This is a genomic window from Roseateles sp. AC306 (assembly GCF_979253795.1).
Genome location: NZ_CEEDEB010000001.1, coordinates 110,148 through 131,307, shown reverse-complemented (window position 1 = coordinate 131,307; position 21,160 = coordinate 110,148). Strand labels below are relative to the sequence as shown.

20 protein-coding genes are annotated in these 21,160 nt (G+C 65.5%); 6 read left to right on the top strand and 14 right to left on the bottom strand.

The genetic code is table 11. The features are described from left to right. The first annotated feature begins 56 nt into the window (after window positions 1-56). The 4 genes from trxA (at window position 57) to AC0IZJ_RS00535 (ending at window position 4,071) form a co-directional block, all read left to right on the top strand. Complete coding sequence (gene trxA, locus AC0IZJ_RS00550) at window positions 57-386, top strand: thioredoxin TrxA (RefSeq protein WP_394475508.1); 330 nt, start codon at window positions 57-59, stop codon at window positions 384-386. A 244-nt stretch (window positions 387-630) separates the two neighbouring features. Beyond that, window positions 631-1,896: a transcription termination factor Rho gene (rho, locus tag AC0IZJ_RS00545; protein WP_471845556.1), complete on the top strand. Its 1,266-nt coding sequence runs from the start codon at window positions 631-633 to the stop codon at window positions 1,894-1,896. 148 nt (window positions 1,897-2,044) lie between these two features. Beyond that, window positions 2,045-2,296 (top strand): type B 50S ribosomal protein L31, encoded by a 252-nt coding sequence (locus AC0IZJ_RS00540; protein WP_457426114.1) that lies wholly within the window; start codon window positions 2,045-2,047, stop codon window positions 2,294-2,296. Window positions 2,297-2,430: 134 nt separating this feature from the next. Continuing rightward, window positions 2,431-4,071 (top strand): hypothetical protein, encoded by a 1,641-nt coding sequence (locus AC0IZJ_RS00535; RefSeq protein WP_471845554.1) that lies wholly within the window; start codon window positions 2,431-2,433, stop codon window positions 4,069-4,071. Here the strand turns inward: AC0IZJ_RS00535 and phoR are convergent. The 7 genes from phoR to pstS form a co-directional block, all read right to left on the bottom strand. Continuing rightward, the gene (gene phoR, locus AC0IZJ_RS00530; RefSeq protein ID WP_471845552.1) at window positions 4,065-5,432 is read right to left on the bottom strand and encodes a phosphate regulon sensor histidine kinase PhoR; all 1,368 of its coding nucleotides are present in this window, start codon (window positions 5,430-5,432) and stop codon (window positions 4,065-4,067) included. The two genes, AC0IZJ_RS00535 and phoR, sit on opposite strands and share 7 nt — an antisense overlap. A gap of 16 nt (window positions 5,433-5,448) precedes the next feature. After that, complete coding sequence (gene phoB / locus AC0IZJ_RS00525) at window positions 5,449-6,150, bottom strand: phosphate regulon transcriptional regulator PhoB (RefSeq protein ID WP_471845550.1); 702 nt, start codon at window positions 6,148-6,150, stop codon at window positions 5,449-5,451. A gap of 2 nt (window positions 6,151-6,152) precedes the next feature. Continuing rightward, a complete protein-coding gene (gene phoU / locus AC0IZJ_RS00520; RefSeq protein ID WP_471845548.1) occupies window positions 6,153-6,860 on the bottom strand; it encodes a phosphate signaling complex protein PhoU in 708 nt (235 codons plus the stop codon). Window positions 6,861-6,874: 14 nt separating this feature from the next. Further along, window positions 6,875-7,660, bottom strand: coding sequence for a phosphate ABC transporter ATP-binding protein PstB (pstB, locus tag AC0IZJ_RS00515; protein ID WP_471845546.1), 786 nt, complete (start codon window positions 7,658-7,660; stop codon window positions 6,875-6,877). A gap of 9 nt (window positions 7,661-7,669) precedes the next feature. Beyond that, window positions 7,670-8,533, bottom strand: coding sequence for a phosphate ABC transporter permease PstA (gene pstA, locus AC0IZJ_RS00510; RefSeq protein ID WP_471845544.1), 864 nt, complete (start codon window positions 8,531-8,533; stop codon window positions 7,670-7,672). Next, on the bottom strand, window positions 8,530-9,489 hold the full coding sequence (gene pstC, locus AC0IZJ_RS00505; RefSeq protein WP_471845542.1) for a phosphate ABC transporter permease subunit PstC: 960 nt from the start codon (window positions 9,487-9,489) through the stop codon (window positions 8,530-8,532). Before pstC ends, pstA begins: the two co-directional genes overlap by 4 nt. 156 nt (window positions 9,490-9,645) lie before the next feature. Continuing rightward, window positions 9,646-10,695: a phosphate ABC transporter substrate-binding protein PstS gene (gene pstS, locus AC0IZJ_RS00500; protein ID WP_471845540.1), complete on the bottom strand. Its 1,050-nt coding sequence runs from the start codon at window positions 10,693-10,695 to the stop codon at window positions 9,646-9,648. A 227-nt stretch (window positions 10,696-10,922) separates the two neighbouring features. On the opposite strand from pstS, the gene AC0IZJ_RS00495 reads away from it, so the two are divergent. Further along, window positions 10,923-11,402 (top strand): fasciclin domain-containing protein, encoded by a 480-nt coding sequence (locus AC0IZJ_RS00495; protein WP_471845538.1) that lies wholly within the window; start codon window positions 10,923-10,925, stop codon window positions 11,400-11,402. Between the two features lie 62 nt (window positions 11,403-11,464). On the opposite strand, the gene glmM is transcribed toward AC0IZJ_RS00495, so the two are convergent. The 4 genes from glmM to AC0IZJ_RS00475 form a co-directional block, all read right to left on the bottom strand. Continuing rightward, window positions 11,465-12,796: a phosphoglucosamine mutase gene (gene glmM / locus AC0IZJ_RS00490; protein ID WP_471845536.1), complete on the bottom strand. Its 1,332-nt coding sequence runs from the start codon at window positions 12,794-12,796 to the stop codon at window positions 11,465-11,467. Between the two features lie 14 nt (window positions 12,797-12,810). Next, window positions 12,811-13,653: a dihydropteroate synthase gene (gene folP, locus AC0IZJ_RS00485; RefSeq protein ID WP_471845534.1), complete on the bottom strand. Its 843-nt coding sequence runs from the start codon at window positions 13,651-13,653 to the stop codon at window positions 12,811-12,813. A gap of 60 nt (window positions 13,654-13,713) precedes the next feature. After that, a complete protein-coding gene (gene ftsH, locus AC0IZJ_RS00480; RefSeq protein WP_471845532.1) occupies window positions 13,714-15,615 on the bottom strand; it encodes an ATP-dependent zinc metalloprotease FtsH in 1,902 nt (633 codons plus the stop codon). Between the two features lie 114 nt (window positions 15,616-15,729). Next, window positions 15,730-16,404, bottom strand: a complete 675-nt coding sequence (locus AC0IZJ_RS00475) for an RlmE family RNA methyltransferase (protein WP_471845530.1) — start codon at window positions 16,402-16,404, stop codon at window positions 15,730-15,732. 20 nt (window positions 16,405-16,424) lie between these two features. On the opposite strand from AC0IZJ_RS00475, the gene AC0IZJ_RS00470 reads away from it, so the two are divergent. Next, window positions 16,425-16,898, top strand: a complete 474-nt coding sequence (locus tag AC0IZJ_RS00470; protein WP_471845528.1) for a YhbY family RNA-binding protein — start codon at window positions 16,425-16,427, stop codon at window positions 16,896-16,898. Here the strand turns inward: AC0IZJ_RS00470 and AC0IZJ_RS00465 are convergent. From AC0IZJ_RS00465 to carB, 3 genes are all read right to left on the bottom strand, one after another. Next, a complete protein-coding gene (locus tag AC0IZJ_RS00465) occupies window positions 16,876-17,322 on the bottom strand; it encodes a DUF4149 domain-containing protein (RefSeq protein ID WP_471845526.1) in 447 nt (148 codons plus the stop codon). The genes AC0IZJ_RS00470 and AC0IZJ_RS00465 overlap by 23 nt on opposite strands. Then, the gene (gene greA, locus AC0IZJ_RS00460; protein ID WP_471845524.1) at window positions 17,322-17,798 is read right to left on the bottom strand and encodes a transcription elongation factor GreA; all 477 of its coding nucleotides are present in this window, start codon (window positions 17,796-17,798) and stop codon (window positions 17,322-17,324) included. Before greA ends, AC0IZJ_RS00465 begins: the two co-directional genes overlap by 1 nt. 77 nt (window positions 17,799-17,875) lie before the next feature. Continuing rightward, complete coding sequence (carB, locus tag AC0IZJ_RS00455; protein ID WP_471845522.1) at window positions 17,876-21,154, bottom strand: carbamoyl-phosphate synthase large subunit; 3,279 nt, start codon at window positions 21,152-21,154, stop codon at window positions 17,876-17,878. Between the last annotated feature and the right edge of the window lie 6 nt (window positions 21,155-21,160).

Below are 21,160 nucleotides of genomic sequence, written 5' to 3'. Positions count from 1 at the left end.
TATTCGGACGGCGCAACGCGGCGCCCGTCAACCCTTTGAGGCCAAGGAACCCTCCCATGAGCAGCGATTTGATCAAGCATGTTTCCGACGCGTCCTTCGACGCCGACGTCATCCAGTCCGGCAAGCCGGTGCTGGTGGACTACTGGGCCGAGTGGTGCGGCCCCTGCAAGATGATCGCGCCCATCCTGGACGAGGTCGCCACCGGCTACGGTGACAAGCTGCAGGTCGCCAAGATGAACGTCGACGAGAACCGCGAGGTGCCCGCCAAGTTCGGCATCCGCGGCATCCCGACGCTGATGCTCTTCAAGGACGGCCAGCTCGCCGCCACCAAGGTCGGCGCCCTCTCCAAGGCCCAGTTGACCGCCTTCCTCGACGCGAACCTATAATCGCGTCCAACTGCTGCAGTGTTGCCGGCGCTCTCCGCGCGGCCACTGCAGCAGCCAAAGCCAACACGCCCCGGGTTCCAAGGAATCCAGCCAGCGTGGACTCGGCTCCCCCTCCCTCCACTGTTTAGTTGTCGAATCGCGTCGCTCGTCGTTTGAGCGATAGACATTCGGTCCTGTTCCGGGGCGGCCGTGGAATCGTCGTTGCGCCTGGGCTGGCGCTGCGATCCCTGACGGGTACTCACCCATGCATCTTTCCGAACTCAAAGCGCTCCACGTTTCCGCCCTCATCCAGATGGGCGAGGAGCTGGAGATCGACAACGTCACGCGCCTGCGCAAGCAGGAGCTGATGTTCGCCATCATGAAGAAGCGCGCCAAGGGTGGCGAGCAGGTCTTCGGCGATGGCGTGCTCGAAGTGCTGCCCGACGGCTTCGGCTTCCTGCGCTCGATCGAGGCCAGCTTCATGGCGTCGACCGACGACATCTACCTGAGCCCGAGCCAGATCCGCCGCTTCAACCTGCACACCGGTGACCTGGTGGAAGGCGAAGTGCGCGTCCCCAAGGACGGCGAACGCTACTTCGCGCTGGTCAAGGTGGACCGCGTCAACAACCAGACGCCGGAGGAGAGCAAGAACAAGATCATGTTCGAGAACCTGACGCCCTTGTTCCCCAAGGAGCAGTTCAGGCTTGAGCGTGAAGCCTACAAGGGCGAAGAGAACATCACCGGCCGCATCATCGATCTGGTGGCGCCCATCGGCAAAGGCCAGCGCGCGCTGATCGTCGCCCAGCCCAAGACGGGCAAGACCGAGATCATGAAGAGCATCGCGCATGCTCTGGTCGCCAACGCGCCGGACTGCCACCTCATCGTGCTGCTCGTCGACGAGCGCCCGGAAGAAGTGACCGAGATGATCCGCACCGTGCGTGGCGAGGTCATCAGCTCCACGTTTGACGAGCCCGCCGCTCGTCATGTGCAGGTGGCCGAGATGGTCATCGAGCGCGCCAAGCGCCTGGTGGAGCTGAAGAAGGATGTGATCATCCTGCTGGACTCGATCACCCGCCTGGCCCGCGCCTACAACAACGTGCTGCCGTCGTCGGGCAAGGTCATGTCCGGCGGCCTGGACTCGAACGCGCTGCAGCGCCCCAAGCGCTTCTTCGGCGCCGCGCGCAACATCGAGGAAGGCGGCTCGCTGACCATCATCGGCACCGCGCTGGTCGACACCGGCTCGCTGATGGACCAGGTGATCTACGAGGAATTCAAGGGTACCGGCAACTGCGAAATCCACCTGGATCGGCGCATGGCCGAGAAGCGCGTCTACCCGTCCATCCTGATCAACAAGTCGAGCACGCGCCGTGAAGAGCTGCTGCTCAAGCCCGAGATCCTGCAAAAGAGCTGGATCCTGCGCAAGCTGCTCTACAACATGGACGAGGTCGAGGCGATGGAGTTCATCCTCGAGAAGATGAAGGCATCGAAGAACAACCTGGACTTCTTCGACATGATGCGGCGCGGCGGGTAACTTCAGCCCGAAACTAGCCAAACCGCAGGGAAGCTCGCTACAATCGCGGGTTTTCCGCCCCAGACAACCCGGTAAGTGCGTCGCCCAGCGGCCTTGATAGGCATTTAGGCTTTGCGGCGTGGCTCCCGACCAGACCCAAGAGGTTCCCATGAAAGACGGCATCCACCCCAACTACCGCGACGTCGCGTTCATCGACCAGTCCAATGGTTTCCAGTTTGTGACGCGCTCCACCGTGCAGTCCAAGGAATCCATTGAGATCGACGGCAAGAAGATGCCGCTGGTGAAGCTGGAAACCACCAGCGAGTCGCACCCCTTCTACACGGGCACGCAAAAGAGCATCGACAACCTCGGCGGTCGCGTCGAGAAGTTCCGCAACAAGTTTGCCCACCTCAAGAAGTAAATTGGTTTGTGGCGGCTTGGCCGCTCCAACGTCAAAGGGCAGCTTCGCTGCCCTTTTGCTTTTCTTGGGGCCACTTTCATGCGTGACGGCCGTTTGACGGCATCATGCCGGCCGGTTTCATCGAACTCTCGCGCGTGAATCTCCCCACCCCCGCCATCGTCGCCGAGCGCGGCGTCGAGCGCCTGCCGCGCCTCACCCTGCTGCTGTTGTGCGCGGCCTATCTGCTGCCCGGCATCTTCGGCCGCGCGCCCTGGCGCAATGCCGACCTGACGGCGTTCGGCTTCATGGCCAGCATCGCCGAGGGGAAGGCGCCCTGGTGGCAGCCGGCGATTGCCGGTATTCCGGCGGAGGGCGGCCCCCTGCCCTATTGGCTGGGCGCGCTGGCCATCAAGGCCCTGCCCTTCCTGAGCGCACCCGTCGCCGCGCGGCTGCCCTATGCGCTGATGCTGGCGGGCGTGCTGGTGGCGGTCTGGTACGCCTGCTTCCATCTGGCGCGTACCGAGGCCGCCCAGCCGGTCGCCTTCGCCTTTGGTGGCGAAGCGCAGGCCGTGGACTACGCCCGCGCACTGGCCGACGGCGCCTTGCTGGCGCTGATGGCGTCGCTGGGCCTGCTGCAGCTCGGCCATGAGACCTCGCCCGAGCTGGTGCAGTTGCTGGCCGTGTCGGTCTATCTTTACGGCCTTGCCGCCGCGCCTTTCCGCCGCTGGGCTTCGCGCCTGGCGGTGCTGCTGGCGCTGCCCGTGCTCGCGGCCAGCGATGCACCGGCGGTGGCCTGCGCGCTGGGTGTGCTGGGGGTGCTGCTCAACCACCGCTCCAGCTACGACGAGGCCAAGGCCCAGCGCGTCTGGCTGCTGGGTGCCTTGACCTTGACGGTCCTGGCCGCCTGGATCTTCGACGGCTGGGCCTGGCGGACGCGTTCGAGCCTGGACGTGGCCTCGCTGCTGAGCCTGCTGGCCTGGTTCTGCTGGCCCGCCGGGCCGCTGGCGCTGTGGACGCTGTGGCGCTGGCGCCGCCACGGCCTGCGCCGCCACATCACGGTGCCGGCCAGCGCGCTGCTGGTGCCGCTGGCGGCCTGCGTGGCGATGGACGGCTCGGAGCGTGCGCTGCTGCTGGCCCTGCCCTCGCTGGCCATCCTGGCGGCCTTCGCGCTACCGACACTGAGTCGCGGTTTCTCGGCCGCGGTGGATTGGTTCTCCGTGTTCTTCTTCAGCGCGGCCGCACTGTTCTTCTGGCTCTACTACCTGTCCATGCAGACCGGCTGGCCGCCGCGGCCGCTGGCCAACCTCCAGCGCCTGGCCGAGGGCTTCGAGCCGAGCTTCAGCCTGCTGGCCCTGGTGTTTGCGCTGGCCGCGACGGCGGCCTGGCTGGCCCTGGTGCGCTGGCGTACCGCACGGCACCGCCATGCGCTGTGGAAGAGCCTGGCACTGCCGGCCGGCGGCGTCGCCCTCGGTTGGCTGCTCGTCACCAGCCTGCTGCTGCCGCCGCTGGATTACGCGCGCAGCCTGGCACCGCTGGTCGGGCGGCTCAAGGCGCGCATGCCCGAGCAGGTGTCCTGCCTGGCCGCCTCAGGCCAGAGCCTGGCGACGCTGGCCGCGTTGGAATGGCACGGCGGCTGGCGGGTCGAGGGCCGGGGTTCGCTGGCCGCCACATCGTGCAGCTACGCCGTCATCGGCGCCGGCCAGCCCACGCCCAAAGGCTGGCAGGTCATCGCGCAGGTGAGGCGCCCTACGGATCGCAGCGGCAGCGCGAGCCTCGTCCTGTTGAAGCGTCAATGATCTGAGAGAGCGGCGGCATTGAACGCCGCTTCATCGCCCAGCGCCGAGTCGGTCGCCTGGCGCACCCGTGCCGCCGGAAAGACCAGACGGAAGCGCGAGCCCTTGCCGACCTCGCTCTGCACCATCAGCTCGCCGCCATGGCGCTGCATGACGTGCTTGACGATGGACAGGCCGAGGCCCGTGCCGCCGGTCTCGCGCGAGCGACTGCCGTCGACGCGGTAGAAGCGCTCGGTCAACCGCGGGATGTGCTCGCGCGCAATGCCCAGGCCGGTGTCGTTGACGGCCAGTTCGCCATTGCCGCCATCCAGCAGGCGCCAGGTCACCTCGATCTCGCCGCCATCGGGCGTGTAGCGCACGGCGTTGGTGACGAGGTTGGCCACGCCGCTGAGCAGTTCGCTCTCGATGCCGGCCAGCTCGAAGCCGGTGGTCGGTCTGAGATTGAGCTTGTGCCGGCCGGCCGACAGCACTTCAGCATCGGCGGCGATGCGCAGCAACAGTCCATCCAGACTGACCCAGCGGTCCGACCCCGGACGCGGGCTGCCTTCCAGCTGGGCCAGCGTCAGCAGGTCGGCCACGAGGGTCTGCATGCGCTGGGTCTGCTGGTTCATCAGCACGAGGACGCGTTCGCGCTCCACGGTCGTCAGCGGCAGCGAATGCATGGTCTCGATGAAGCCGGACAACACGGTCAGCGGCGTGCGGATCTCGTGCGAGACGTTGGCGACGAAGTCGCGCCGCATGCCTTCGGCGCGCACGCGCTCGGTGATGTCCAGCGACAGCACGAGGCGCATGCCTTCACCGTACTCACGCACGACGATGGACAGCGTGCCTGGGCCGCGGCTGTTGCCCAGCACCAGCGGCTCGGCAAAGTTGCCGGCTTGCAAATAGGCGACGAAGGCGGGCGCGCGCACGAGGTTGGTGATGCGCTGGCGCAGGTCGCGGTGCGGGTCGAGCGCGAAGTGGTCGGCCGCGACGCGGTTGCACCAGACGATCTGCTCCTGCGGGTCCAGCATCAGCACGCCATTGGGCGAGGCCTCGATGGCCGACAGGAACTGCTCCAGTTCCAGCTCGCGTCTGGCGACGGTGCGGTCGCGGTCGCGCACGGCCCGCTCGATGCGGTAGCCGACCTCGCCCCACAGGCCGGTGTCACGGGGCGCGTTCTGGAACTGATTGCCGCGCAGCCAACTCAGCAGGCGATGGCCGCGCACCGCATCGACGAGAAGCATCAGCACGACGCCGCTGACGACGCCGACGCCCAGCCCAAGTCCTTCGAGGCCCGTGACCTTGCGGGCCACCACGCCCACGACAAACCCAAGCAGCGCGGCCACCAGGGCCATCAGCAAACGAGGCAGCAACCAGCTCATGCAGCGCGGAAGAAACTCATGCCGAGAGCGCGCTGCTCTGCTGGGTCAGCCGGTAGCCGGCACCGCGGACGGTCTCGATCATGCGGGCGCACTGCACGCGATCCAGCGCCTCGCGCAGGCGCTTGACGTGGACGTCGATGGTGCGCTCCTCGATGAAGACATGGTCGCCCCAGACACGGTCCAGCAACTGCGAGCGGCTGTGCACGCGCTCGGGGTGGGTCATCAAGAAGTGCAGCAGGCGGAACTCGGTGGGACCGAGCTTGATCTCGTTGCCTTCGCGGCTGACCCGGTGCGTGCCCGGGTCCAGCAGCAGCGGGCCGACCTCGACCGCGCTGTCCAGCGCCTCGGGCGCCTTGCGCCGCAGCACCGCACGGATGCGGGCGAGCAGCTCGTTGGTCGAGAAGGGCTTGGTGATGTAGTCGTCGGCGCCCGCATCGAGGCCGGCGATCTTGTCGCCCTCGTCGGCGCGCGCCGTCAGCATGATGATGGGCAGCTCCTTCGTGCGCGCGGCGCCACGCCATTGGCGGGCGAGTGCGACGCCGCTCTGGCCGGGCAGCATCCAGTCCAGCACGACGAGGTCGGGCAACACACGGTCCACCTCGTACTGGGCCGAGGTCGCGCTGGCGGCCAGCGTCACCTCGAAACCCGCGTGGCGCAGGTTGATCGAGATCAGTTCGGCGATGGCCGATTCGTCTTCGACGACAAGGATGCGGCTCATGATCAACGCACCATCGTTTCGACGGCCTCGGGCGTGTTGTGACGCACGTCCTGGCCCTTGACCACGTAGATGACGACTTCGGCCAGGTTCTTGGCGTGGTCGCCCACGCGCTCGATGGCCTTCGCCACGAAAACGAGGTCGATGGACGAGGAGATGGTGCGCGGGTCTTCCATCATGTAGGTGATGAGCTTGCGCAGCAGGCCGTCGAACTCCTTGTCGATCTCGTCGTCATGCTTGAGCACGTCCAGCGCGCGCTCCACGTCCAGGCGGGCGAAGGCGTCGAGCGACTTGCGCAGCTGGGTGGTGGCCAGTTCGGCCTCGAAGCTCAAGTCAGACATCGGCAGGCGCATGCGGCTCGACACCCCGCTGGCCACGAGGCGCTGCACGGTGCGGGCAATGCGCGCGGCCTCGTCGCCGACGCGCTCGAGGTTGGCAATGCTCTTGCTGATGGCGATCAGCAGGCGCAGATCGCGGGCGGTGGGCTGGCGGCGCGCGATGATGGTCGACAGATCGCGGTCGATCTCGATTTCCATCGTGTTGACGCGGCCTTCCTTGGCCAGCACTTCATCGGCCGATGCGGCGCTGAAGTCGACCAACGCCTGCACGGCCTGGGCCACCTGGGCTTCCACAAGGCCGCCCATTTCGAGCACGCGGGTCGAGATGCCGCTGAGTTCGGCATCGAATTGGGTGGAGAGATGCTTGTCGACCATTCTTTGCTCCTGGATCAGCCGAAGCGGCCGGTGATGTAGTCCTCGGTGTCCTTGCGCTTGGGCTTCATGAAGAGCTCAGCGGTCGGTCCGAATTCGATGAGGTCGCCCAAGTACATGTAGGCCGTGTAGTCCGAGCAACGCGCGGCCTGCTGCATGTTGTGGGTCACGATGGCCACGGTGTAGTCGGCCTTCAGCTCGTGGATGAGTTCCTCGATCTTGCCGGTGGAGATCGGGTCCAGCGCCGAGCAGGGTTCGTCGAGCAACAGCACCTCGGGCTTGATGGCGATGCCGCGTGCGATGCACAGGCGCTGCTGCTGGCCACCGGAGAGGCCGGAGCCGCTCTGGTTGAGCTTGTCCTTCACCTCGCCCCAGAGGGCTGCCTTCTTCAGCGCCCACTCCACGCGCTCGTCCATCTCCACGCGCGGCAGCGTCTCGAACAGCTTCACGCCAAAAGCGATGTTGTCGTAGATGGACATCGGGAAAGGCGTGGGCTTCTGGAAGACCATGCCAATCTTGGCGCGGATCAGCGAGACGTCGTCCTTGCTGGCCAGGATGTCCTCACCGTCGAGCAGGATCTGGCCTTCGGCGCGCTGCTCTGGGTAGAGCTCGAACATGCGGTTCAGCGTACGCAGAAGCGTGCTCTTGCCGCAGCCCGACGGGCCGATGAAGGCGGTGACCTTGTTCTCGGGAATGTCGAGGTTGATGTTCTTCAGCGCGTGGAAGCCGCCGTAGTAGAAGTTCAGGTTGCGCACCGTCAGCTTGGCGCGCTCGCCCACGGGCGTTTCAATCTTGGCGTCCATGGTGATTCCTTAGTGTTTGTTCTTGAAGAGCACGCGAGCCAGGATGTTCAGCAGCAGCACGCCCACGGTGATCAGGAAGACGCCGGCCCAGGCCAGCTTCTGCCAGTTCTCGTAGGGGCTCATCGCGAACTTGAAGATGGTGACCGGGAGGCTGGCCATCGGTGCGCTGATGTCGCTGGTCCAGAACTGGTTGGACAGGGCCGTGAACAGCAGCGGCGCCGTCTCGCCGGACACACGAGCCAGGGCCAGCAGGATGCCGGTAAGCACGCCGGCGCGGGCCGCCTTCAGCGTGATGGTCATGATGACCTTCCACTTCGGCGTGCCCAGGGCATAGGCCGCCTCGCGAAGCGCGTTGGGCACCAGGCTCAGCATGTTTTCCGTCGTGCGGATGACGACGGGGATGACGAGCAGCGCGAGGGCCAGCGCACCGGCCATGCCCGAGAAGCTCTTCAGCTTGGCCACGACCATCGCATAGACGAACAAGCCAATGACGATGGACGGTGCGGACAGCAGGATGTCGTTGATGAAGCGCACCGCACTGCCCAGCCAGGTCTTCTGGCCGTACTCGGCCAGATAGACGCCGGCCAGGATGCCGACCGGCGTGCCGATCAGCGTGGCCAGGCCCACCATGACAAAGCTGCCGAAGATGGCATTGGCCAGGCCACCGCCCTCGCCTTGCGGTGGCGGCGTCATCTCGGTGAGGGTGGACCAGGTCAGGCCGCCGATGCCGAGATAGATGGTTTCGAAAAGGATCCAGACCAGCCAGAACACGCCGAAGCCCATGGCTCCGAGCGACAGCGCCAGCGCGATGGCGTTTGTCCGCTTGCGCTTCTTGTGCACCGCGAGGCGGCGGGCGTCGAGGGTTGAGCTCATGAGCGGGTTCCTTCATTCTTCTTCAGGCGCATCAACAGCAGCTTGGAGATGGTCAGCACGACAAAGGTGATGAGGAAGAGGACGAGGCCGAGGTACATCAGCGAGGCCTGGTGCAGCCCCTCGCCGGCTTCGGCGAATTCGTTGGCCAGCGTGGACGTGATGCTGTTGGCCGCCTCAAAGACGGACAACGAGTTCAGCTGGTTCATGTTGCCGATGACGAAGGTGACGGCCATCGTCTCGCCGAGCGCGCGGCCCAGTCCCAGCATGATGCCGCCGACGACGCCGGTCTTGGTGTACGGCAGCACGACGCGGGAGACGACCTCCCAGGTCGTGGCGCCCAGGCCGTAGGCGCTTTCCTTCAGCATCGGCGGCGTGACCTCGAAGACATCACGCATCACCGAGGCGATGAATGGAATGATCATGATCGCCAGAATGATGCCGGCCGACAGGATGCCAATGCCCACGGGCGGGCCGGTGAACAGCGAGCCGATGAAAGGCACGCCGGTGAACACGGCTTGCAGCGGCGCCTGAACGTAGGTGGCCAGGATGGGGCCGAACACCAGCAGGCCCCACATGCCGTAGACGATGGACGGCACGGCAGCCAGCAGTTCGATGGCGACGCCGAGCGGGCGCTTCAGCCAGTTGGGCGACAGCTCGGTCAGGAAGATGGCGATGCCGAAGCTGACCGGTACGGCGATGGCCAGCGCGATGAAGGAGCTGGCCAGCGTGCCATAGATCATCACCAGGCCGCCGAACTTCTCCTGCACCGGGTCCCATTCCGCACTGGTCAGGAAACCGAGGCCGAAGGCCTTCAGGGCTGGCGTGGCGCCGATGATGAGCGAGCCAATGATGCCGACCATCAACAGCAGCGTCAGCCACGCAGCGCCCTGAGACAGGGCAGCAAACAGTGTGTCCGCCCAGGGAGCGACGCGTCGCCGCTGGGGTGGTGGGCTCATCGGTGAGATCTGCGAGCGAGGTTCGCGGCTATCAGTGCCTGCGTTGTCGGCTGGAAGGATGGCTGCCAAGGAACCTCCGGAAGTCTGGTGACGGGAATGGGCGCTTTCGACAAGGCAAAGCCCGGCAGGTGCCGGGCCGCCGTCAGCGCCGATGGATCACTTGAAAGCAACGGCCTTGCCGGCGGTGTCCTTGATCTGGTCGGTCCACTGCTTGCGCACCAGGTCCTTCACGCTCGCGGGCAGCGGCACGTAATCGAGGTCGTCGGCCATCTTGTCGCCGTTGCCATAGGCCCAGTCGAAGAACTTCAGTGCGGCGCTGGCTTGCGCGGCCTTGTCCTGCGACTTGAACATCAGGATGTAGGTCGGGTTGGTCAGCGGCCAGGCAGTCTTGCCGGGCTGCTCGGTCGTGATCTGATAGAAGGTCTTGTTCCAGTCGGCACCGGCCGCGGCGGCCTTGAAGGCGTCGTCGCTCGGGCTGACCCACTGGCCGTCCTTGTTCTTCAGCTGCACGTAGGTCATCTTGTTCTGCTTCACATAGGCGTACTCGACGTAGCCGATGGAGTTGGGCAGGCGCTGCACGAAGGCGGCGACGCCCTCGTTGCCCTTGCCGGCCGTGCCCGCCAGCCACTTGACCGTCGTGCCTTCGCCCACCTTGGTCTTCCAGTCTTCGCTGACCTTGGACAGGTAGTTGGTGAAGATGAAGGTCGTGCCCGAACCGTCGGCGCGGGCCACCGGGGCGATGACGGCGTCGGGCAGCGGCAGGCCGGCGTTCAGCGCGGTGATGGCCGCGTCATTCCACTTCGTGATCTTGCCAAGGTAGATGTCGGCCAGCACGGCGCCGGTCAGCTTGATCTGGCCCGGGGCGATGCCCTTGATGTTGACGACCGGCACGACGCCGCCGATGACCATCGGGAACTGCACAAGCCCGTCCTTCGCCAGCTCTTCGTCCTTCAGCGGCATGTCGGACGCACCGAAGTCCACCGTCTTTGCCTTGATCTGGCGGATGCCGGCGCCGGAGCCGACCGACTGGTAGTTGATGCGCACGCCGGTCGCCTTGTTGTAGGCATCGGCCCACTTGGCGTAGATGGGTGCCGGGAAGGTCGCACCAGCACCGGTGACGTCCTGGGCAAGCGCCACCTGGGCGCCGAACAGGCCCGCCAAAGTGGAAATGAGCGCGAGCGACTTGCTGACCTGGACAGACTTCATCTGAGACACCTTCCGCGAAGCGGTTTTGACGATGTTCGCCATCCTAGGGATCGAATGTGACCATTCAATGACCGTGGCTCATCCATCCGGCGATTGGAGCGCGTCGGCGCTGCCGTGTGAAGCTGTCGCAGCAGACTTTATGACAGTGTCATTCGGCCTTCATGCGAACGTCATATTGGACTTCTAGAGTGCCGATCAGCGCGTTCTTACAACTACGGGAGCCCCGAATGATCCGTCGCTCAACCTTGATTGCAATTGCCGCAGCCAGCCTGCTCGCCGCCTGCGCCACCACGCCCGCCCCTGCTCCGCTGGCCGACACGCTGGCCCGCGCGCCGCAGCTCAGCACCTTCAACCGCCTTGCCGCCCAAGCCGGCTTGACGGAAGAACTGCGCGGCGCCGGCCCGATCACCGTCTTCGCGCCCAGCGACGAAGCCTTCAAGGCCGTGCCGGCCAAGACGATGGAAGCGCTAGCGGCCGATCCGGCCCAGCTCAAGGCCGTGCTGGGCTATCACGTGATTGACGGCCGCATGGCTGCGGCCGACGTCAGGAACGGCGGCGCCAAGTCGCGCCAGGGTGCCAATCTGGCCCTGGCCAAGGCCGGCAGCTTCATCACCGTAGACGACGCGGTCGTGCAGCAGGCGGACATCGTTGCGACCAATGGCGTGGCCCATGTCGTTGACCGGGTGTTGATGCCACCAAAGAAGTAAGTCTCCCGCCATCGAACGAAAGGCCGCTCGAGAGCGGCCTTCCTTTTGGCAGCGCCGGCAGCTCAGAGCGAGACGGCGTCCACCAGCCGCTGGGCGCAGCGCTGCGCCATGCCGGCGTCCGATGCTTCCACCATGATGCGCAAAAGCGGCTCGGTGCCCGAGGCGCGGATCAGGATGCGACCCTTGTTGCCCAGTTCGGCTGTCACTGCGGCCTGCTCGTCGGCAAGGCGCGTGCTGCTCTTCCAATCCTGGCCGGGTTGCAGACGAATATTGAGCAGCACCTGCGGGAACAGGTCGACGCCCTGCAACTGCTCTGCCAGGCTGCGCCCGCTGCGGCAGACCGACTGCAATACCAGCAGCGCGCTGACGATGCCGTCGCCGGTGGTGTGCTTGTCCAGCGCCAGCAGATGGCCCGAGCCTTCGCCGCCGAGTTCCCAGCCACGCGCTGCCAGTTCTTCCAGCACATAGCGGTCTCCGACCTTGGCACGCACGAACTCGACATCGCGCGCGCGCAGCGCCAGCTCGACGGCCATGTTCGTCATCAGCGTGCCAACCGCGCCGGGCACGCGCTGGCCCTGGCCGAGGCGGTCCAACACCATCGCGTAGAGAAGCTCGTCGCCGTTGTAGAGGCGGCCATTGCCGTCCACCAATTGCAACCGATCGGCATCGCCATCCAGCGCGATGCCGTAATGGGCTCCATGCGCCTTGACGGCCTCGACCAGCGCGCCGGGCGACGTCGCGCCAAAGCCGGCATTGATGTTGAAGCCATCGGGCTTGCAGCCGATGGAGATGACTTCGGCGCCCAGCTCATGGAAGACGTCGGGTGCCACGTGATAGGCCGCGCCGTTGGCGGCATCCACGACGATCTTCAGGCCCTTGAGCGTCAGGTCGGAACCGAAGCTGTTCTTGCAGAACTCGATGTAGCGGCCGCGCGCGTCTTCCAGCCGCTTGGCTTTGCCAAGGCTGGCGGAGTCGACCCACTGGGGTTCTTCGTCCAGCGCAGCTTCGACGGCGAGCTCCCAGGCATCGGGCAGCTTCTCGCCTTTGGCCGAGAAGAACTTGATGCCGTTGTCCTGGAAGGCGTTGTGCGAGGCGCTGATCACGACGCCCAGATCCAGGCGCAGCGCACGGGTCAGGTAGGCGACGCCGGGCGTTGGCAGCGGGCCGGTCAGCAGCACGTTGACACCGGCCGACGCGAAGCCGGCCTCCAGAGCCGACTCGATCATGTAGCCGGAGATGCGCGTGTCCTTGCCGATCAGCACGGTCGGGCGGTTGCCGCCCTTGCGCAGCACGCGTCCCACGGCATGGCCCAGGCGCAGCATGAAGTCCGGCGTGATCGGCGACTGCCCGACGGTGCCTCGAATGCCGTCGGTTCCAAAATACTTGCGGCTCATCGAGCGCTTCCTTCTTATTCGGAGGCCGGCATTGTCGCCGCATCGACTGCGGCCCAGATCTTGAGCGCGTCCACCGTCGCGGCGACATCGTGCACGCGAACCACGTTGGCGCCGGCGCTGACGGCCCGCAGTGCGGCGGCGAGGCTGGCGGGCAGGCGCTGGTCAACGGCCCGGCCGGTGATGTCGCCCAAGGTGCGTTTGCGTGACCACCCCACCAACAGCGGGTAGCCCAGCTCCGTCAGGCGACGCTGGCCCGCCAGCAGCTGGAGGTTGTGCTCGGCCGTCTTCGCGAACCCATAGCCCGGGTCCAGCACGACGCAGCTGGCAGGTATGTCAGAACCCCGCGCTGCCTCGGCACGCCGAGCCAGGAAAGTGCCAACCTCGGCAACAACGTCGCCATACACGGCCAGTTCCATCATCGACGCCGGCTGGCCGCGCATGTGCATCAGGCAGACGCCCGCGCCGCTACCGGCCACAGCTGCAAGCGCACCGGGCAGTTGCAAGGCCTGCACGTCGTTGACGATGTCCACGCCTGCATCCAGCGCACGGCGCATGACCTCGGGCTTGAAGGTGTCGACAGAAACCGGCACGCCGAGCGTCACGGCCGCAGCCAAGACATCGGCGATGCGAGCCCATTCGCTGTCGACGTCGACCCCAGGCGCACCGGGCCGCGTCGACTCGCCGCCGATGTCGAGGATGTCCGCGCCTTCAGCCACCAGGCGCTCGCAATGAGCGATGGCCGCGAGGCTGTCGTCATGCCGGCCGCCGTCCGAGAAGGAGTCGGGCGTCACGTTGACGATGCCCATCACCTTCGGACGGCTCAGGTCGAGGCGGAAACGACGGGTCTGCCAGTACATGGATCTCTTCGGCAATGAAAAAGGGCCCGGTGGAAACCGGGCCCGTCGTGTCGATGGGATTCAGGCCGCAGCCGGTGCGCCATCCGTGCTGACCGGCGGCGTGCCGCCACCCGTTGGTCCACTGCTGGGCGTCGGCGTGCCGCCCGGTTCACGCGGCGGGCGCCCAGCCATGATGTCCAGGATCTGGTCGCGGTCGATGGTTTCCCACTTCATCAGCGCGGCGGTCATCGCCTCGACCTTGTCGCGCTGGTCTTCCAGGATCTTCTGGGCCACGGCGTACTGCTGGTCGAGGATGCGGCGGATTTCGCCGTCGACCTTCTGCTGCGTGTTCTCGCTGATATTGGCCGTCTTCGTCATGCTGCGGCCGAGGAAGACTTCGCCCTCGTTCTCGGCATAGACCATCGGGCCCAGCACCTCGCTCATGCCGTAGCGCGTGACCATGTCGCGTGCCATGCGGGTGGCGCGCTCATAGTCGTTGGAGGCGCCGGTGGAGATGTCGTGGACGAACAGGTCCTCGGCGATACGGCCACCGAACATGATGCTGATGCTGTTGAGCATCTGCTTGAAGTACAGGCTGTGCTGGTCACGCTCGGGCAGCTGCCAGGTCACGCCCAGCGCGCGGCCGCGCGGCATGATGGTGACCTTGTGGACCGGGTCGGTGTTGGGCAGCATCTCGGCGACGACGGCGTGGCCGGACTCGTGATACGCCGTGGCGCGCTTCTCGTCCTCGGACATGACCATGCTCTTGCGCTCGGGGCCCATGTAGAGCTTGTCCTTGGCGCGCTCGAAGTCGATCATCTCCACGAGACGGCCGTTGCGGCGCGCGGCGAACAGCGCCGCCTCGTTGACCAGGTTGGCCAGGTCTGCACCGCTCATGCCGGGCGTGCCACGGGCGAGGATGGAGGCGTTCACGTCCTGGCCGATGGGCACCTTGCGCATGTGCACGTTCAGGATTTGCTCGCGGCCACGGATGTCCGGCAGCGTCACGTAAACCTGGCGGTCGAAACGACCGGGGCGCAGCAGGGCCGGGTCGAGGATGTCGGGGCGGTTGGTGGCCGCAATGACGATGACGCCGAGATTGGTCTCGAAGCCGTCCATCTCGACCAGCATCTGGTTCAGCGTCTGCTCGCGTTCGTCGTTGCCACCGCCCAGGCCGGCACCACGATGGCGGCCGACAGCGTCGATTTCGTCGATGAAGATGATGCAGGGTGCGCTCTTCTTTGCCTGCTCGAACATGTCGCGCACACGGGCCGCGCCGACACCGACGAACATCTCGACGAAGTCGGAGCCAGAGATCGTGAAGAAAGGGACCTTGGCCTCGCCGGCGATGGATTTGGCCAGCAGCGTCTTGCCGGTGCCGGGAGGGCCGACCAGCAGCACGCCGCGCGGGATGCGACCGCCGAGCTTCTGGAATTTCTGCGGGTCCTTCAGGAAGTCGACAAGCTCCTTCACCTCTTCCTTGGCCTCGTCGCAACCGGCGACATCGGCGAAGGTGACGGTGTTGCTGGCCTCATCCAGCATGCGGGCCTTGGATTTGCCGAAGCTGAAAGCCCCGCCCTTGCCGCCGCCCTGCATCTGGCGCATGAAGTAGACCCAGACGCCGATCAACAGCAGCATCGGCGCCCAGTTGATCAGCATGCTGAGCAGGAAGCTTTGCTCTTCACGCGGCTTGATGTCGAACTTGACGCCGTTGTTGCGCAGGTCACCCACCAGGCCTCGGTCCTGGTAGGTCGCCAAGGTGCGGATCTTGTTGCCCTCGGTGTCCTCGGCAAAGATGTCGCCGGTCGGGCCATCAGGCAGCGTTGCGGATTTGATGCGCCGCGCCTGAACGAGATCGAGAAACTCGGTATACGTTACCTGCTTGCCCGGCGCCGTCGCACCGCCGAACTGCTTCACCACCGTGAACAGCACCAATGCGATCACGATCCAGACGGCGAACTTCGAAAACCACTGATTGTTCACTGCGACTCCTTGGCCTTTCCTGGCCCTGATACCTGCGCTCTTCGCGCCAGGTGCCAGGACAGTGGGGACGATTTTAAGCGACGCAAGGGGTAAGAGCCCTTGCCATCACGTTGCTTAACGAGGTTTCAAACCGATACCGACGAGAAAGTTCTCGGACGATCGAATACGCGAAGCCTTTGGCTTCACCGCCTTGACGGTCTTGAAGCGAGCACGGAACAGCGCCACCAGCTCGTTGTAACCGCTGCCATGGAAGACCTTCGCCACCAATGCACCCTCCGGTTTGAGATGCTGGCCGGCAAAGTCAACCGCCAGCTCGACGAGCCCGGAGATGCGGGCGCCATCGGTGGATGCTATGCCGGACATATTGGGCGCCATGTCGGACACCACGACGTCGATCTGCCGCCCGCCCAATGCCGCTTCGAGCTGGGCGTAGATGGCCGCATCCTCGAAATCACCCTGAATGAACTGCACGCCCTCGATGGGCTCGAACTCCAGCAGGTCCAGCGCAATGATGGTGCCGTTCAGCTGCCCCACTGCCGCCCCGCCCCGCCCCGCTTCCGTGGGCGCGAAACGGCGGCGCAGGTACTGGCTCCAGGCGCCGGGAGTCGCGCCCAGATCGACGACGACTTGCCCCGGTCGAATCAGCTTCAGCTCCTCGTCGATCTCCTTGAGCTTGTAGGCCGCACGCGAGCGGTAGCCGTCCTTCTGCGCTTGTTGCACATAAGGGTCTGACACATGGTTATTGAGCCACGCCTTGTTGAGCTTCTTGCTTTTTGTCTGAGTTTTCATGCCTACGGGATAATACGAGGATGCCTCAAATCTCTTTGACCCCTGCCCAGCGCAAGGACAAGCGCTCCGATGCCCACCATCTCGACCCGGTCGTGATGATCGGCGGCGATGGCCTCACTCCCGCCGTCGTCAAGGAAGTCGACCTGGCATTGAAGTCGCACGGCCTGATCAAGGTGCGGGTGCTGGGTGACGACCGCACGGCCCGCGAGGCGATGTTCACCCAGCTCTGCGACGAGCTGAGCGCGGCACCCATCCAGCACATCGGCAAGCTGCTGGTGCTGTGGCGGCCGATTCCGGAGAAGGTGGCCGCAGACCGCACCGACGCCAAGCCGGGGCCGCGCGTCGTCAAGATCGTCAAGTTCTCCAAAAGCGGCAACGGTCGGCCCACGGTCACCAAGCTCAAGGTGCTGGGCAACCAGCGCGTCGCCCAGGGCGGCGAGCTCAAGCGCGCCAAGCGGCGCATGACCAGCGTCAAGAAGAACGTGGCGGACTGAGTCTCCACGCGAGGGCCAACACGGCCAGGCCCTTGACTGCGAAGAAGGCCAGCGAGGCGCCATGCAGCGCCGCGAAGGACGCAACGCCCGTGCCGGCACGGGCGTCCGCCATCAAGGGCTGTAACCCGTAGAAGCCGGCGATCGTGCAGAACAGCGCGACGGCGGGCAGCAGCAAAGCGGCCGAGAAGACGTTGCTGGTCACACCCGCCTCGGCCGCGTCGCGCGCGGTGCGGCGCTCCAGCAGCAGCAGGATCAACGCCACGGCCAGGCTCGCCTTCGCCTCAAAGGAAAACAGCCGCCCGACGAACAGCCCGGCATTGGCTCGATCCAAAACGGCAAAAGCGCTCGGCGCCGCCGCGAAGGCCACACACAGCAAAAAGCCGCCCCAGAGGGCGGCCAGCAGCGTTTGCAGCCGAACGAACATCAGACGTAGCGTACTTCGACGATCTCGTAGCGCTTGATGCCACCGGGGGCCTGCACTTCGGCGACGTCACCGGCTTCCTTGCCGATCAGCGCGCGAGCAATGGGCGAGCCGATGGAGATGCGGCCCTGCTTGATGTCAGCTTCGTCATCGCCAGTGATCTGGTAGGTCACTTCGGTGCCGCTGGCCTCTTCTTCGAGGTCGACGGTCGCACCGAAGACCACGCGGCCGCCAGCATCCAGCGTCGACGGATCGATGATCTGCGCCGCTGCCAGCTTGCCTTCGATCTCGAGGATGCGGCCTTCGATGAAGCCTTGTCTGTCCTTGGCAGCTTCGTACTCCGCGTTCTCGCTCAGGTCGCCCTGGGCGCGTGCTTCGGAGATCGCCTGAACGACGGCGTGACGCTCGACGGTCTTGAGTCGGTGCAGTTCGGCCTTGAGCGCCTCGGCGCCGCGCTTGGTCAGGGGAATGGTCGTCATGTCAAAACTCAGTGGCAGAAAGAGTTCCGCCGCTGCGGCCCGGTTAGGCTGCGGCGGCGGAATCGATGCGCTGTAGTTTAAATCAGCTCTGCGTGCAGTTCCTGCAGGGATTGCACGGTCAATCCGTCACGGTGTTTCATGCCCTCGACCGCCGCCTCACAACCTGCCATCGTCGTGTAGTAGGTGACGCGGCTGGCCAGCGCGGCCTGGCGGATGTAGCGGCTGTCGGCAATCGCGGTGCGGGTCTCGTCCACGGTTGTAAAAACGAGCTGGATGTCGCCACCCTTGAGCGCGTCGACGATGTGCGGGCGGCCGTCCTTGATCTTGTTGATCAGCTTGACCGGCACACCGGCCTCGGTGATGGCCGCCGCCGTGCCGCGGGTGGCAACGACGGTGAAGCCCAATGCATGCAGCTCCTTGGCCACGGCAATGGCGCGGGCCTTGTCGCTGTTCTTCACGGTGATCAGCACATTGCCCTGGCGCGGCAGTCGCGAGCCGGCACCGATCTGGCTCTTCAGCATCGCTTCGCCGAAGGTCTTGGCGGAGCCCATGACCTCGCCCGTCGAACGCATCTCGGGGCTGAGGATGGGGTCCACGCCCGGGAACTTGTTGAACGGGAAGACGGCTTCCTTGACGCTGAAGTAAGGCGGGATGACCTCGGCCGGCACGCGGCCCTTGCGGTCGCGCTGGTCCACCAGCTTCTGGCCGGCCATGCAGCGCGCGGCGATCTTGGCGAGCTGCTGTCCGGTGGCCTTGGACACATAGGGGACGGTGCGCGAGGCGCGCGGGTTCACTTCCAGCACGTAGACCGTGCAGGCGGCAAGGCCCGCGGTCACGTCGCCCTGGATGGCGAACTGCACGTTCATCAGGCCGATGACCTTCAGCGCCTTGGCCATCGCGGCCGTCTGGCGGCGCAGCTCGTCCTGCAAGTCGGCCGCCAGCGTATACGGCGGCAGCGAGCAGGCCGAGTCGCCGCTGTGGATGCCGGCCGCCTCGATGTGCTCCATGATGCCGCCGATCATGACGTCGCCCGTGGAGTCGGCGATGCAGTCGACGTCCACCTCGACGGCGTCTTCCAGGAAGCGATCCAGCAGCACCGGCGACTTCTCGGACACGCGGACGGCTTCGCGCATATAGCGCTCCAGGTCCTTGTCCCCGTGCACGATCTCCATCGCGCGGCCGCCCAGCACATAGCTCGGGCGCACGACCAGCGGGTAGCCGATTTCGTTGGCCAACGCCACGGCTTGATCCTCATTGCGCGCGGTGCGGTTGGGCGGCTGGCGCAGGCCTAGCTCGTGCAGCAGCTTCTGGAAGCGCTCGCGGTCCTCGGCGATGTCGATGGAATCGGGCGTCGTGCCGATGATGGGCACGCCGCAACGTTCCAGGTCCAGCGCCAGCTTCAACGGCGTCTGACCGCCGTACTGCACGATGACGCCGACCGGCTTTTCCTTGTCGACGATCTCGAGCACATCTTCCAGCGTGACCGATTCGAAATAGAGGCGGTCCGAGGTGTCGTAGTCGGTCGACACGGTCTCGGGATTGCAGTTGACCATGATGGTCTCGTAGCCGTCTTCGCGCATCGCGAGCGCGGCGTGCACGCAGCAGTAGTCGAACTCGATGCCCTGGCCGATGCGGTTGGGGCCACCGCCGAGCACCATGATCTTCTTCCTGTCCGTCGGGTTGGCTTCGCACTCGGCGTCGGCTCCCTCGTAGGTCGAGTACATGTAGGCCGTCTGCGTGGCGAACTCGGCCGCGCAGGTGTCCACGCGCTTGTAGACCGGGCGCACATTCAGCGCGTGGCGGCGCTCGCGCACGGCATGCTGATGCGTACCCAGCAGCTTGGCCAGGCGCTTGTCCGAGAAGCCCTTGCTCTTCAGCAGGCGCAGCTCAGCCTCGCTGATGGACTCGATGGCGCGGCCCTTCAGCTCGCCTTCGATCTGCACCAGTTGCTCGATCTGCGCGAGGAACCACGGATCGACCGCAGTCTCTTCGTAGATCTCGTCCAGCGTCATGCCGATGCGGAAGGCGTCGGCCAGATAGAGGATGCGCTCGGGGCCGGCTTCGCCGATTTCCTGCACGATGTCTTCGCGGTCGGTCGAGCGCTCGGTCAGACCGTCGATGCCCGTCTCCAGGCCACGCAGCGCCTTCTGGAACGACTCCTGGAAGGTGCGGCCCATCGCCATCACTTCGCCGACCGACTTCATCTGCGTCGTCAGGCGCGAGTCGGCCATCGGGAACTTCTCGAAGGCGAAGCGCGGGATCTTGGTGACGACGTAGTCGATGCTGGGCTCGAACGACGCGGGCGTGATGCCACCGGTGATGTCGTTCTTCAACTCGTCCAACGTGTAGCCCACGGCCAGCTTGGCGGCGATCTTGGCGATGGGGAAGCCCGTTGCCTTCGATGCCAAAGCGGACGAACGCGACACGCGCGGGTTCATCTCGATGACGACCATGCGGCCGTCCTTGGGGTTGATCGAGAACTGCACGTTGGAGCCGCCGGTGTCCACGCCGATCTCGCGCAGGATGGCGATGCTGGCATTGCGCAGCAGCTGGTATTCCTTGTCCGACAGCGTCTGGCTCGGCGCCACGGTGATGGAGTCACCGGTGTGGATGCCCATCGGGTCCAGGTTCTCGATGGAGCAGACGATGATGCAGTTGTCCGCCTTGTCGCGAACCACTTCCATCTCGTACTCCTTCCAGCCGATCAGGCTCTCCTCGATGAGCAGCTCGTTGGTCGGCGACAGGTCCAGGCCGCGCTTGCAGATGGTCTCGAACTCTTCCGGGTTGTAGGCGATGCCGCCGCCCGAGCCGCCGAGCGTGAAGCTGGGGCGGATGACCATCGGGAAACCGGCGCCGCCGATCTCGGCGTGGATGCGCTTCTGCACACCCCATGCCTCTTCCAGCGAATGCGCGATCCCCGACCGTGCCGAGCCCAGGCCGATCTTGGTCATGGCGTCCTTGAACTTGAGGCGGTCCTCGGCCTTCTCGATGGCGTGCTCGTTGGCGCCGATCATCTCGACGTTGTACTTGGCCAGCACGCCGTGCTTGTGCAGGTCCAGCGCGCAGTTCAGCGCGGTCTGGCCGCCCATGGTCGGCAGCACCGCATCAGGGCGCTCCTTGGCGATGATCTTCTCGACCACCTGCCAGGTGATGGGCTCGATGTAGGTGACGTCCGCCGTGTCCGGGTCCGTCATGATGGTCGCCGGGTTGCTGTTGACCAGGACGACCTTGTAGCCCTCCTCGCGCAGCGCCTTGCAGGCCTGGGCGCCCGAGTAATCGAACTCGCAGGCCTGGCCAATGATGATCGGGCCCGCGCCGATGATGAGGATGGTTTTTAGGTCTGTACGTTTCGGCATGGCGGT